Source organism: Bacteroides gallinarum DSM 18171 = JCM 13658 (genome assembly GCF_000374365.1).
Classification (GTDB): Bacteria; Bacteroidota; Bacteroidia; order Bacteroidales; family Bacteroidaceae; genus Bacteroides; species Bacteroides gallinarum.
Window position 1 is genome coordinate 78,540 of record NZ_KB894130.1, and the last position, 14,792, is coordinate 93,331.

Below are 14,792 nucleotides of genomic sequence, written 5' to 3' on the forward strand. Positions count from 1 at the left end.
TCAACCTATACGTAAAACATTACATAATCAAAGCCATGAACAAACTATTAGTACCGCTTATGGCATGTGCTTTTGCAGCATGTAGCCACAACGAGCAATCAGCTTCTTATTCCGTAATCCCCTTGCCACAGGAGATAAATACGACACAAGAAAGCGGGTTTAAATTAAACAACAGTACACGCATCGTCTATCCGGAAGGGAACGGACTATTACAACGTAACGCACAATTCCTGTCCGAGTACATCCGGCAGGCTACAGGATATGCCCCCCCAATAGAAGCAATCCCTCAAGGAGAAAGTGTCAAACGAGCTATCTCCCTGACATTGGATGCCGATATCCCCAATAAAGAAGGATATGTAATGACGACTACCGCCGATAACATCATTTTAAAGGGACAAACAGAAAAGGGGGTATTCTATGGCATACAGACCTTACGTAAATCCATTCCGGCAAAAGCCACCGGCGCCGACATTCTGTTTCCGGCAGGAGAAATCAAGGATGAGCCTCGCTTCGGTTACCGTGCTATGCACTTTGACATCTGCCGCCACTTCTATCCGATCAAAGTTGTCAAAGAATACATAGATTTGTTGGCACTACACAACATGAACACCCTGCACTGGCACCTAACCGACGACCAAGGTTGGAGAATTGAAATCAAACGATACCCCAAACTTACCGAAATCGGTTCCATGCGTAACCGTACGGTTATCGGCCACAACACTCCCGAATACGACAGCATCCCCCACGGTGGCTTCTATACCCAAAAGGAAGCCCGTGAAATCGTGAAATACGCCCAAGAACGTTATATCACCGTTATTCCGGAAGTCGACATGCCCGGACATATGTTAGCAGCCCTTGCAGCCTATCCCGAGTTAGGATGTACCGGCGGTCCATACGAAGTATGTCCCAACTGGGGAATATTCGAAGATGTACTCTGCCTCGGAAACGACAAGACTCTAAAATTTCTGGAAGATGTCATGAGTGAAATCATCGACATATTCCCTTCCGAATACATACACATCGGTGGAGACGAAGTACCACGCACCCGTTGGGAGAAGTGCCCGAAATGCCAGGCACGCATCAAAGCAGAAGGGTTGAAAGACGATGGAAAACACTCTGCCGAAGACCGTCTGCAAAGCTACTGCATGGCACGCATCGAGAAATTCCTCAACAGCAAAGGGCGCAAAGTCATTGGCTGGGATGAAATTCTGGAAGGCGACATCACCCCGACTGCCACCGTTATGTCCTGGAGGGGCAGTACCGGTGGTATCAAAGCCGCCCAACTGGGACACGATGTAATTATGGTTCCCAACGACTTCTGTTACTTCGATTACTACCAGGCAAAAGATACCGAGAATGAACCCTATATGGCTATCGGCGGTTATGTACCGGTTGAAAAAGTTTATAGTCTGGAACCGACCAACGGCCTTAAAGAAGAACAAAAGAAATACATCGTCGGTGTGCAAGCTAATTTATGGACAGAATACATTACTTCTGTCGACCAAATAGAATACATGCTTCTACCGCGCATGGCAGCATTATCGGAAGTACAATGGATGCAACCTGCCAAAAAAAACTATGAAAACTTCCTGCAACGCCTGGACAACCTTGTAAAACTCTACCAAAGAGAAGGATTGAACTATGCCAAACACGTTTTCACCTCACAACCTGTAGAAAGCTGTGAAACACCTAAAGAGGAATAGCCAGCCCGAATAAAATTCTAAATGAAAACACCTTTCCGTAAGTCATTGGAGCAATGCCTGCGGAAAGGTGTTTTTCATTCAAGATATCGTCTCTATTATCCATATAGGGTTTACGTTTATATGATATTACATTTAATGTACTACTTATCGATATAATCACTACATTTGCAGAACAATCAATTAATAAACTACAAAATAATGGATTTAAACAAAACCTTTGCTGCCGTGCAGTACGCCAGCCGTAAGCTATCGGCGCTGAACGGCGAAGAGATTGACCGGATATTACTGGCCGTTGCAGATGCAGCCAAGGAGAGAACAGACTTTATCCTTGCCGAAAACCGGAAAGACCTGGAACGCATGGAGCCCTCCAACCCCAAGTACGACCGCCTGATGCTGACCGCAGACCGCTTGAAAGGTATTGCAAACGATATCCGCAAGGTTGCCAAGCTCCCCTCACCGGTAGGACGCATACAGAAGCAGGGAGTAATGCCCAACGGACTGAAAATAAAACGTATAAGCGTGCCCTTCGGAGTGATAGGCATCATCTACGAGGCACGCCCCAATGTGAGCTTCGACGTATTTTCGCTTTGCCTGAAAAGCGGCAACGCCTGCATACTGAAAGGCGGAAGCGATGCAGATTGCTCCAATCGCACCATTATCAGCGTGATACACGATGTACTAAAACAATTCGGGGCAGACCCGCATATCGTAGAGCTGCTTCCCGCCGACCGTGAAGCCACGACAGAGCTGCTGCATGCCAACGGCTATGTAGACCTGATTATCCCGCGCGGCAGTAGCAGCCTCATCGACTTCGTCCGCCAAAATGCCACTATCCCGGTGATAGAAACCGGTGCGGGCATATGCCATACATTTTTCGACCGCTATGGAGATGTAAAGAAAGGAGCTGCCATTATCAACAATGCCAAGACACGCCGCGTCAGCGTGTGCAACGCCCTGGACTGCCTGCTCGTAGACGGCGACCGTATGAAAGACCTGCCCGCGCTCTGTGCGCCGTTGCAGGAAAGCAATGTAATTATCTATGCAGACCCGTTTGCATACGCCTCCCTGCAGGGGCATTATCCTGCCGGGCTGTTGCAGGAAGCCACGGCAGAAGATTTCGGTACGGAATTCCTGGATTACAAAATGGCCGTGAAAGTCGTTGAAGGCATAGATAGCGCCATAGCGCACATACAGCAGTATGGCTCCAGGCACAGCGAATGTATCGTAACCGAAGACAAGGCACATGCCGAATGGTTCTGCCGCGAGGTGGATGCGGCTTGCGTCTACGTAAACGCCCCGACCTCCTTTACAGACGGCGCACAGTTCGGGCTGGGAGCCGAAATCGGCATCAGTACACAGAAACTGCATGCACGCGGCCCTATGGCTTTAGAGGAAATCACCACGTACAAATGGATTATCGAAGGAGAAGGACAGATAAGAAAGTAAGAACATTAATCATTAATTACCAAAAAAGTATGAAGAACTTTACTTGCGTGCAGGACATCGGCAACCTGAGAACTGCGCTGGACGAAGCATTTGAAATCAAGAAAGACCGTTTCAAATATGTAGAGCTGGGACGTAACAAGACGTTAATGATGATATTCTTCAACTCGAGCCTGCGTACCCGCCTCAGCACCCAAAAAGCCGCCCTGAACCTGGGCATGAACGTTATTGTGCTGGACATCAACCAGGGAGCGTGGAAGTTGGAAACCGAGCGCGGCGTCATCATGGACGGCGACAAGCCGGAGCACCTGCTGGAAGCGATTCCGGTAATGGGCTGCTATTGCGATGTAATCGGCGTGCGCTCTTTCGCCCGTTTCGAAAACCGCGAATACGACTACAACGAAGTAATACTGAACCAGTTCATCAAATATTCCGGCCGGCCGGTATTCTCTATGGAAGCCGCCACACGCCACCCGCTGCAAAGCTTCGCAGACCTCATTACGATTGAGGAATACAAGAAAAAGGCGCGTCCCAAAGTCGTTATGACATGGGCTCCGCATCCGCGTCCGTTGCCGCAGGCCGTTCCCAACTCTTTTGCCGAGTGGATGAATGCTACGGATTATGAATTCGTCATTACTCACCCCGAGGGTTACGAACTCGATTCGAAATTCGTGGGCAATGCCCGTGTGGAATACGACCAGATGAAAGCCTTTGAAGGTGCGGACTTCGTATATGCCAAGAACTGGGCTGCCTATACCGGCGACAACTACGGGCAGATACTGAGTAAAGACCGTGCATGGACCGTAAGCGACCGCCAAATGGCTGTAACCGATAATGCTTACTTTATGCACTGCCTGCCGGTACGCCGCAATATGATTGTAACGGACGACGTGATTGAAAGCCCGCAGTCTATCGTGATACCGGAAGCCGCCAACCGTGAGATTTCGGCAACGGTGGTATTGAAACGCCTGATAGAAGGCCTGTAAAAGCGTTTTTACGTTCAAAAAAGGAACGGGCTGCTACGGTAAGAAGCATTTCCCCGCAATATAATCGCTGCATCCCTTGTGGATAATGCGCTTGTATCCGATGTAAAATGCCATTGCTCCTTATGCTTTTCTTCGTCCCGCAACTGCGGGACGAACGGTTTTCAATTGTGTGCCCGACAGCCCACAGTTGGCAACTGCACAGCCCGCAACTGCAAAACGGGATTTTACTGTAAGTATAGCGGTATCTTGGCTGCACTAAAGAGGCAAAAACAACAGTACTAACCACCATTTCCCCACTTTGTTCCAGTATGGGAATAATGGCGATTATCCTATATACAATACTGATTATAAGAAAATTACAGTAGAGAAGGTAAGTATATTCCCTAAAAAACGAGTGATGACCGGATGTCGGTCGTCACTCGTCATATCGGTTGTCATCACTCACCAACTTCATCATATACAGGAGATTATCCCTAAAAGTGACGAGTGACGAGAATTTTCACTATTTCTCCGTTTCTTTCCCGGCTTCTTTCCAACTGATAAAACCATTGTCGAGGTCGTAAACCGTATATCCCTTTTGGCTTAGGATAGCGGCGGCTTTTTTGCTGCGCTTTCCGCTACGGCAATAAAGAGCTACCGGTTTGTCTTTTTGGAGTGTAGAATCCGCTATGGCAGCAAACTGTTTGTCCAGCACATTGATATTGATACTGCCGGGAATATGCTCCTCCGAATATTCGGCAACCGTACGCACGTCCAACCGCTGAATATCGGGGTCGGTTATCAGTGTTGCAAATTCATCTGCCGAAACAGACTTGAAATCTCCCCCCTTCTGTTGGCAGGAAAAGAGGGTGGAAAAGAACAGGCAAACGCCTGCAAAGAATGCCTTCATAAGTTTACTCATTTTAATGTAGGTTGAAAATGTAATCAAAGTTATCACTTTTTCACTTATGATACCAGAATATACCGGAAAATATCTGTTGCACTTTCATCCCATACAGCAAAAAGAGGATACTTTACAGTACCCTCTTTTCTGTTTTACCCCTATCCCAGAGGCATACTAACCACTATTGTAAACAAACGCACACAATTAGAACTGGAACATCAATCGTGCCTGAAGTACATGGAAATTCTTATCCGAAGGATATTTATCACGGTCAAGGCGGTTGTAGGTATAGCTCAACATAACCTGGGCAAACTTATTGAAAGCATAGTTTACCCCCAAAGTAGCCGAATGCATATTACCGCCGCCGACACTCTTGGAAGTTGCAGGATAATCTTTCAACAAACCTTCAGGATAGTACTGGTCGCGTCCCAATACATACTTTTCTCCGCTGCGGATGTCATTAAGGCCTACGTAGCTATAACGTGCAACGACTTCCAAAGACCTGCCGTCCAATCCCTTCAGCAAAGCGTCGGAATTACTGTACTGATAAGAATTACCGAAGATTTTATAGCCGGCCTCTACGTATGCGCCATGAAAAGAGTTGGCTCCGAGGGGATTGCCTGCTTGCCAGGATTCCAAAGTCGTCCAAGAGTCGATAGAGCCGAGATTGGCCTCGAAAAGAGCTTCGTCGTCGCGTTCCTTCGTAACGTATTTGTACATATATTCGCCTCTTGCAAAAAAGTTATCATTCTTGTAGAGGAATTCAGCACCCACATCGTACACATTCTTTGCCCAAGGCAGGGTGGCCGATACGAACTCCGTAGTAGGGTCTGTATAAGTTTCCAATGAAGTGCCCAAATCCAGTGATGTTTTCAGTACGTTGCCACCTTGTGCTTCGCCCGTAGCTATGTTGGCATAGCGGAAAGTAGCACCGACATGGAAGGTAGCATCGTCGTTGTTGACAGGACGCCATATCCAGCGGCCTCCGAACGACACGCCTTGATAACCGTCAATCTGGTTATTGTACTTGTTTTCGGCAAACACACCCTGATTGGCAAAAAAGTGGTCGTTATAGAAAATGTAGCTCAAACCCAGTTCACGTCCTGTCGACAAAGCGTTGGACGCTGCCGAACGTGAAATGAAATGCAAACTGCCGCGGCTGGTATTATTAGCCATAGTAGCCGGATTGTTGTAATAACCGGCTTTGAATAGGTGGTTGCCTTTCATACCTTGCAGTGTATATTGCAGAAAGATATTTTTCTGCGAGAATTTGCCTTTGGAGAAATCGAAATCCGCATAGAAATACCAATCCTCATAAGAGAGCGATGTACGGATACGTGCATCGGTGATAGCGGCTCCCGACTTCACTGGAGTAAAATCAGAATGATAGTACGCACCGTCCATCATGAAACGCGCACCAATGGTGAAATTCAGGTTTTCCTTATCATTACTTACATTTACAACTGGCTTGTTGTCAAAGTCCTGGGCCTGCACAGCCGTACCTGCCAGCGATAAAGCTGCTAAAACAGGCATTAATATATACTTTTTCATAAGATACATTCTATATTAAATAAATAATCAAACATTTTACTTTCCGTAACCGAGTCTTTCGAGCGTCTTGACTGCATCGGGAACGATTTGCGGAGCATTCTTGTCGCGCAGTCCGTTATCTATCAAATACTTAATACTCATTTCGGAACGGTTGGTAAACAGACCGTCGCCGTAGATGCCATGCAGCAGCTCATCGTACATTACGGTATTTCCCCAGTTATACGTACCGAAATACTTTGCCATTTGTGCATAAGAGTCGAATGAGTACGGGTGATTCAGCATACCGGCTCTCTTGATAAGGTAAGCCTGCCAGGGTGCGTTCATCTCGGGATAATCGTTCGGAGCGCCTGCAATAGAAGGGCCGATGATATGTGCCTTGTATTCCAATCCGATATTGATGAAAGAGGCATAGCCCTGAGGCGTATCGACTTTCAAATCGGTAGCTGCTGTGCCTTCCCAGAAAAGGAAGCACATCGGAATCTGGCCTTTAAATATCTCGGCCGAACGGCGGAGGCTTTCGAGGGAGAATGTCTGGAGAATGACCTTACCATTGGTGTTGCCTACATTCACTTTACCATTCTTATAGAAAGGTTCTCCGTTGCAGGGTTTTGTCATGATGTTCCAGCCCAGTTCGTCGAGCTTGTTATATACACGTTGCTCGAAGTCCGACGGATTCAACCAGGATTCTTTAAACTCGATGTAAACGCCCGGACGGTTGCCCGTATCTTGCGGGTCATTCTCGTACTCAAAAACATATTTCAGGCAATCTCTCGGATTTTCCGGGTCCCAGGTTCCGGTTATGGTATATATCCGTTCGCCGCTGGCATCGCGTTTCAGCATTTTACCTTCCGCATAACGGATTTGGTCTTCGAGCGCCGAAATATATTGGTGATGCTCCGTGAACCCCTCGCGTGCCTGCTCGAGGCTTGCCTCATTGAACCATGTTCCGGCATCAAGCTTAGCCAGTTCGTCGTACATATAAGACATTGCATAGTAGGGGCGGAAATTCTTCTGGTCTTCTTTTACAAGTTCCTCGGCTTTGGCTTCGCTCATGCCGTGATTCATATAGAACTGCTTGCGGGTACTCGGAACCAACTCGCCATACAGGTTTTCGATATTGGTGGTACGTTTCAGGTTATCATCATGATTAGCCAGGATAACACCGTCTTTAGAACATTGCAAGTCCGATTCGAGGTAGTCCGCACCCATTTCACGTGCCCAACGCCATGCAGTCTCTGTTTCTTCCGGAGTCCAAAAAGTAGAACCGCGATGCGCCATTACAGCATAAGCAGGTACATAATCGCGTACTTTCGCCATTTCGGCAGAAATCGTGTTCACTTCAACGCGTGTTGCGTCATTATTCACATCTGTAAAATCTTGGTCTTCACAGGAAGTAAAAGTCATTAAGGCCACACCTAATAAGGCTGCACTTAACTTGATTGGATTCTTCAACATGGTTAATAAATTAAGGTAAATACTGAGTAAAATTCATTTTATAATTATCTATCGAAAGATTATTTCTTTTTCCTTTCCTCCAGCAATGCCTTCTCGTCTTTGTAAGTGAAAGACATCAACAAAATGGACAAGGCACAGGCTATGAGCAACAATATGAAAGTCCAGTCCCAGCCTGCCATTTCGGCTACGTAGCCGAGCACTACGTTGGCAAGGATAGCGGTTCCGAAGAAGTACCCGAAGAACCCGGTAAGTCCGGCGGCTGTACCGGCGGCGTTTTTGGGAGCGAGGTCGAGTGCCTGGACGCCTATCAGCATTACCGGGCCGTAGATGAAGAAACCGATAGCAATCAAGGACAAGGTTACAATTATGTAGTTGTCGGAGAAATGCCAGTAGAGGAAGATAAATACGGCTACGATAGCCATGAAGATGATAGTAGTCATCGCACGTCCGCCCTTAAAGACTTTATCGCTCAACCAACCGCAAACCAATGTTCCGGGTATGGCGGCGAACTCATATGCAAAATATGCCCAGCCTGCCTGTTTGATATCATATCCTTGCGCCTCTTTCAGGAAAGTGGGAGCCCAGTCGAGGCAGCCGTAACGTACCATGTAGACAAAGGCGTTGGCGATAGCGATGTACCAAAGCATCTTGTTGTTGAACACATGCTTGAAGAAAATCTCTTTTACCGTAAGCACTTCTTCCTGCTTCGCGCTGTAATTTTTGGGATAGTCGTTACGGTACTTCTCGATAGAAGGAAGACCGCACGATTGGGGAGTATCGCGAATCAGGCAATATGCCACCAATGCCACAAGGAGAGCGACTGCTGCCGGGAATACGTATGTACCGATGAGAAAGTAACGGGACGAATCGGCGCCATAGAACCAAGAGCCGAACCACAATGCACCATATACAGCCATTGGCCCTACCAGCGCACCGCCCACATTATGGGCGCAATTCCAGACGGACATCATCGTTCCGCGTTCGGTTACCGAAAACCAGTGGGTCATGACACGTCCGCAAGGAGGCCAACCCATACCGTTAAACCAGCCTACCAGGAAGTTGAGGGCAGCCATTACGATAATAGCCAACGACTTGTTTTCCGGACCGAAGAACTGTACCGGCACCACCATGAACATCATGGAAACGGCAGCCAAGACCAGCCCCAACGGAAGGAACACGCGCGAGTTGCTGCGGTCGGACACGCTTCCCATTAAGAATTTGGACAGCGCATAGGCAACGGCGTTCATGGAAAGAACGATACTCAACTCACCTTTTTCGAAACCGAACTGGGCAAGCTCCGGAATGGCCATCGAAAAGTTCTTACGCACGATATAAAAACCTGCGTAACCGATAAATATACCCAGAAAGACCTGCCAACGATAGCTTTTGTACGCTGACTCAATCTTTTCCGCCGGTAGTTCCTGCTTATAAGCAGGTGGTGCTAAAAAATTCCACATAGTACTAAGATTTTAAGAATAATGTTATTTGTTACTTATTTAGTTTACTGGTTTCTTCCAAGTCCAGAGCTTCTGCAAGTATCGAAATGGGGTGTTTTACTTTGGCGGAGGTAGACATCTCAATCTGCCATTTGCAGGTTTCGCAATCGGTAGCTACAAAGTCGGCCGCCACTTCTTCTATCTGGCGGAACAGCGAAGCGCCGATTCCTTGCGATGTTTCGTAATTCTCTTTTTTAAAACCGTATGTACCGGCTATCCCGCAACACTGGGAGTTGAGTACGGTAAGATGTATGTTGGGAATGCTGCGCAGCAATGCGATAGAGTAATATGCCCAACCCAGCTTTTCCATGTGGCAAGGGGTGTGATAGGCAATCTTCAGCTTCGTGTCATTGCGGAACTTCAGCTTTATATTCTTGTCCTCGAGCAGGCGGAAGATGAAACGGGTAGCCAGCTCGATACCGTCGCGCACATCCGCATTGTCAACTCCGAGCAGGTGCGGGTATTCGTCGCGCATCGTAAAAATGCAGGTGGACGAGGCTCCGATTACCGGACGCTTGTCCTCAAAAATCGATTTGCGGATAGAGTGCAGGTTCGTTTCGGCCTGCTTGCGCGCCTGGTTTATCAGACCGTTGGATATCAAAGCCACTCCGCAGCACTTCTCTTTTTCGAGCAGGTGTACCCCGTAACCGATTGCATTAAGCACACTCACCATATCCTTTCCCAACTGGGGGAAATTATAATTGATATAGCAGCCGTGGAAAAAGCTTACATGTTTCTTGTAGTTATCCTGCGATGCCATTACGTTCTTTCGGAACCAGCTTTCGAATGTCCGGGAGGAGTATTTCGGGAAAACACGGTGGCTGTCTATCTTCAGCACTCCGTCCATTACCATTTTTACCGGTTTCAGGGAGAGCGTCGTATTTACCACAGGGGCGAAGGCGGATGCCATTGTACCTACGAAATCCGTATTTGCCAGCATTATGTCGCGCAGTGCCGGTTTCTTCTTGCTGTATTTGATGCGTGCCAACTGGATGATATCACCAATCCTTACATTCGACGGGCAGGCTACCTCACAACGCTTGCAGTTCAGGCAGTATTTCAGCGCTTCATCAAAGTACTCTCCCCTTTTCAGGCGAAGGCGTTCTTCGTCCGGTCCGGCCTGCTTCGGCCCGGGATATTCGGGATTTACCGGAATAACCGGACAATATACCGTGCAAACCGTACACTTGATGCATTGCTCAAAATTGTTCTCGCTTATATTGTTCTGCATATTCATGACATCATCCTTTTATTAAGTTATCCGCTACATATAATGCCGTAAGCATGGAAATCCCGGCGCCGCAACCCTCATGTATGGTGTTGGAGCCGCTCAGGACAGAGCCCGCCGCAAACAGGTTCTGCTGCGTATCGCCCCCGATGCTGACCCGTAACTTTTCGTCAGTAGCCACACCGAATGTCATGTAGTTCTGTTTGTTGAAGAAGGATTTGTCGTACCAACTGTCGCGTCCGGGGGTAAAATCGACATCGCAACCGAAAACGGGCTCGATGACGCTGTTAGGCCGGGCAACCAGCCCGTTGCTGAAATAACTGCCCGATGCAAGGACAAAGTTTTCTGCCGCAAACGAGATGTCTCCGTGATTGACGGAATATACCGCCTGCACCTTATTCCCCTGGAAATCTGCCTTTACGACCGTATCGCCCAGCATATAAACTCCGCCCAGCTCCTCGAAAGAACGGCGAAGCTGCTGTTGTGCGCGAATACCGGGAACGGAAGGCGGCATCGTAGGAATCAGCCATACCGGAATATCCAGCGCTTCCTTCAATTTCTTTGCAGGTGTTGCAGACGACAATCCGAATACGGCAGGCAGTGCAACAGTATCAAAACCGGCTGTATGCCCCGCCAGTTCCGCAATCAGGGCTTCAAGCACCTTTTCGTTTTCCAGTACCCTGGCAATATTGGTGGAACGCATCTCCGTGGGGCTAATCCGCAACCTTTCCAACTCGGGGAGGTTAATGGAGGCAATACGGCATTCGGCTCCTTGCTTTTCGAAGCTGTCCGCCACGAATTTCGTATTGAAGTCGAGGAAACCCGCTATATTGGCTACCAGGATTTTCCTGCCTGCCATATCATCTGCCGACGGGAGCGGTGTGAAATCGGAAAACGTAAGCCATGTAGGTTTCAGCGTGCCCATAGGGGTTATGCGGAAATGGTTATGCTTTGCGTCGCCGTTCACCTCGATGCCGCACTCCAGCAATTGCTGTTTTGCTTCCCGGGCATAGTATGCAAAATGCTCGCCTAACTTCGTATATGGGTGGTTGCTGCCCACTTTCCCGGCGGCGGCAACCGGGTTATCTACCTTCGTTCCGTCGGACAACCCGTTGAGCAAGTCGAATGAACCGGAGGAAAAATGCAATGCACTCTGCCCGGTGGAGATGATAGCACATCTCACGCCATTCTTCTGCAAACGGATTCCACACGTTAAGCCGGCAAGTCCTCCACCTATTATCAATGTATCAAATTTCATTTCCAATTCGTTTTATTCCATTCCACAAACTCCACCGTATATCCACTGGGTATATTCGCTCTCACGCAGGGCTTCGCCCCACGCCACGGGATACAATCCTTTCCAGCGCTCGTTCAGGAACGATGCCAAGTCTGTCCTCGCCTTTTGCGAGCAGTTATGCGCCTCGCCGAGCAAGCCTGCCGCACGGCATGCGCAAAGTTCTCCCTGGCATGTACCCATGCCTACGCGCGTACGGCGGCGCAGGTCTACCAGGTTGTGCACATCGAGCTCGTTCACCGCATAGTTCACCTCGCCTACGGTGACATCCTCGCACTCGCAAACCAGGCTGTTGTCGTACTTGCTTTCCGATGCTATCTTATCGGCCATTTCGCCGTGACGCCCCACCGAGGAGCGTTTCGGGCGGTCTGCCGCCTGCCTGCCGCCGGGTTGCCCCTCTTCCAGGCGCGAGCCGGGAAGGGGTTCGTGCATCGTAGTGCAGGGTTTGTCAATCCCCAGCTTCTTACATGCCAAATCCGTAGCCCATTCCGCCATTAGCCGGTAAGTCATCAGTTTTCCGCCGGTGATAGTGGCAAAACCCGGAACACCATCACGCACCTCATGGTCCAGTAACACGATACCCCGGCTTATATTACGGCCGGAAGGGTCGTTATCGGCAGCCACCAGCGGACGAACGCCGGCATATGCCCTCAAAATGCGGGTCGTAGCCAGGGCGGGAGCCAACTTTTCTCCTTCCGACAACAACAAATCGACCTCTTCCGATGTAACCCGTACTTCATCCACCTCGTCGAAACCTACACGGCTCGACGTCGTTCCAATCAAGCAGATTGTATCGCCAGGAACGAGAATATCTGCATTGGCCGGTTTACGGCAGCGGTTGAGTACGATGTTATTGATTCGATGCCCAAAAATCAATAACGAGCCTTTTGCCGGGAACATGTCCACCCTTATGCCTGCTTTTGCAGCAATGCCATGTCCCCAGATGCCTCCTGCGTTAATAGTCAGAGGCGCATAATAATTATGTCCGGTTTTTGTTTTATGATTGAATACGGTGACTCCGACGATGCTTCCCCGCTCCTGAATAAGTGCCGTCACCTCATGGTACACCAGTACTTTCGCTCCATGAGCTTTGGCGTCGATGATATTTGCCAGGGTGAGCCTGAAAGGGTCTATCGACCCGTCGGGTACTTTCACCGCACCTATAATCGAGGGGTTTACGGAAGGTTCTATCAGCCTTGCCTCGGCAGGGTCTATTACCTGCGCATCGATGCCCGCAGCCCGGCACGACTCTACGAACAAATCCTGGTAGGAGAGGTCGTCTTCCGGTAGGGAAATGAACAATCCTCCGTTTTCTTCTACGCAATGGCGTGCTATCTTCCGAAGAATCATATTCTCCGTGATGCACTCGGCAGCGGACTCCCTGTCGGTTACCGCATAACGGGCGCCGCTATGGAGCAATCCATGGTTTCGCCCGGTAGCGCCGGCAGCAAAATCAAAACGTTCTACAAGCAGAACCCGCATTCCGCGCAAGGAGCAATCCCTCGCCGTACCCGCTCCGGTAGCACCTCCACCTATGATGATGATGTCAAATTCGTTCATTTCGCTATTAAGTACCATGTTTTTATAATATTAGTTAACGTCGTTCGATATTCGGGTTTCGTATCAGAGCACCAAACTTTCTTATCAAAACTTTCAAGGTTTCATTTCGCAACAAATATAAATTCTATTTTTAGAATAACGAAACTTTTCCTTATTTATTTCTCGAAAATAAGAAAAAAAGTTCTTCGAACAGTAATTTCGGCGTAAAAACGGGGGTAATACAGTTTACGTTTCATAAGATAGTGTTTCGGGGCGGCTTTTACCATTTCTTAGCATCAAGAGTTTCCTTATACTGTTTTTTTCAAGTATATTAGCGCATTAAATACAATTTTCGGGCTTAATATGACAAAAGAAGAGAGACAATCTATTATATTAGAATTGTTGCTGCAGCATAATTCTATTTTGGTAACAGACTTAGCCGCACATCTCAACGTTTCATCAGTTACGATACGGAAGGATTTAACCGACCTCGAAAGAGAAAAGAAACTATACCGGAACCACGGGAAAGCTATTTTGATAGACCCTTATATCGACAACAGGAATGTCAGCGAGAAGGAAAAGCTGTATGTGGAGGAAAAACGGCTGATAGGAATGAAAGCCGCCAGCCTCATCGCTCCCAAGGATTCCATACTGATAGCATCGGGCACTACCATGCACGCCCTGGCACGCAGCATAGTACCGGTGGACGAGCTGACCGTGATTACTGCCTCTATGGAGGTATCCAGTATTCTGGCAAGCGAAAAGAATATTTATATTATCCAGCTCGGCGGCATCCTGCGCCATAGCAGCCTCTCCGTAGTAGGAAAATATGCGGAGAATATATTGGCGGACTTTTCGTGCAGCAAGCTGTTTATCGGGGTGGACGGCATCGACCTCGACTTCGGCATCACCACTACCAATATGATGGAAGCGAGCTTGAACCGTGTCATGATGCAAACCGCCCAAAAGACAATCGTACTCGCGGACTCCTCCAAGTTCGGGCGGCGCGGATTCAGCAAAATAGCCGAAATGGAGGATATAGACCATATCATCACCGATTCCCGCATCCCTCCTTCCACTGCCTTGCGTATAGAGGAAATGGGTATCGAGCTGACGATTGCCGATGCCGGCCACCACAATAACATTTAAAGCGGGAAGAAAGACAGGCAGTCTTGTCCCCGGAAACGGATTACACGGAATATCGCGGCTTTCCT

General features: G+C 48.5%; 11 protein-coding genes. 4 read left to right on the forward strand and 7 right to left on the reverse strand.

Annotated features, from left to right (window positions below; all coding sequences use genetic code 11):
• Positions 1-23 precede the first annotated feature (23 nt).
• The 3 genes from C233_RS22625 to C233_RS0110760 all read left to right on the forward strand — a co-directional run bounded on the left by C233_RS22625 (position 24) and on the right by C233_RS0110760 (position 4,132).
• A complete protein-coding gene (locus tag C233_RS22625; RefSeq protein WP_373278754.1) occupies positions 24-1,703 on the forward strand; it encodes a beta-N-acetylhexosaminidase in 1,680 nt (559 codons plus the stop codon).
• 198 nt (positions 1,704-1,901) lie between these two features.
• On the forward strand, positions 1,902-3,149 hold the full coding sequence (locus C233_RS0110755) for a glutamate-5-semialdehyde dehydrogenase (protein ID WP_018667601.1): 1,248 nt from the start codon (positions 1,902-1,904) through the stop codon (positions 3,147-3,149).
• 29 nt (positions 3,150-3,178) lie between these two features.
• Positions 3,179-4,132: a Rossmann-fold NAD(P)-binding domain-containing protein gene (locus C233_RS0110760; protein ID WP_018667602.1), complete on the forward strand. Its 954-nt coding sequence runs from the start codon at positions 3,179-3,181 to the stop codon at positions 4,130-4,132.
• 502 nt (positions 4,133-4,634) lie between these two features.
• Here C233_RS0110760 and C233_RS0110765 read toward each other — a convergent pair.
• From C233_RS0110765 to glpA, 7 genes are all read right to left on the reverse strand, one after another.
• Positions 4,635-5,033: a rhodanese-like domain-containing protein gene (locus C233_RS0110765; protein WP_018667603.1), complete on the reverse strand. Its 399-nt coding sequence runs from the start codon at positions 5,031-5,033 to the stop codon at positions 4,635-4,637.
• 186 nt (positions 5,034-5,219) lie between these two features.
• Complete coding sequence (locus C233_RS0110770) at positions 5,220-6,566, reverse strand: porin (protein WP_025069123.1); 1,347 nt, start codon at positions 6,564-6,566, stop codon at positions 5,220-5,222.
• Between the two features lie 36 nt (positions 6,567-6,602).
• Positions 6,603-8,021, reverse strand: coding sequence for a glycerophosphodiester phosphodiesterase family protein (locus tag C233_RS0110775; RefSeq protein WP_026314829.1), 1,419 nt, complete (start codon positions 8,019-8,021; stop codon positions 6,603-6,605).
• A gap of 59 nt (positions 8,022-8,080) precedes the next feature.
• Positions 8,081-9,478, reverse strand: coding sequence for a phosphoglycerate transporter protein PgtP (gene pgtP, locus C233_RS0110780; RefSeq protein WP_018667606.1), 1,398 nt, complete (start codon positions 9,476-9,478; stop codon positions 8,081-8,083).
• Between the two features lie 31 nt (positions 9,479-9,509).
• On the reverse strand, positions 9,510-10,754 hold the full coding sequence (gene glpC / locus C233_RS0110785; protein WP_018667607.1) for an anaerobic glycerol-3-phosphate dehydrogenase subunit GlpC: 1,245 nt from the start codon (positions 10,752-10,754) through the stop codon (positions 9,510-9,512).
• Positions 10,755-10,758: 4 nt separating this feature from the next.
• A complete protein-coding gene (gene glpB / locus C233_RS0110790) occupies positions 10,759-12,003 on the reverse strand; it encodes a glycerol-3-phosphate dehydrogenase subunit GlpB (protein WP_018667608.1) in 1,245 nt (414 codons plus the stop codon).
• Between the two features lie 12 nt (positions 12,004-12,015).
• Positions 12,016-13,617, reverse strand: a complete 1,602-nt coding sequence (gene glpA / locus C233_RS0110795; RefSeq protein ID WP_018667609.1) for an anaerobic glycerol-3-phosphate dehydrogenase subunit A — start codon at positions 13,615-13,617, stop codon at positions 12,016-12,018.
• A 324-nt stretch (positions 13,618-13,941) separates the two neighbouring features.
• On the opposite strand from glpA, the gene C233_RS0110805 reads away from it, so the two are divergent.
• Complete coding sequence (locus tag C233_RS0110805; RefSeq protein WP_018667610.1) at positions 13,942-14,727, forward strand: DeoR/GlpR family DNA-binding transcription regulator; 786 nt, start codon at positions 13,942-13,944, stop codon at positions 14,725-14,727.
• Positions 14,728-14,792 lie beyond the last annotated feature (65 nt).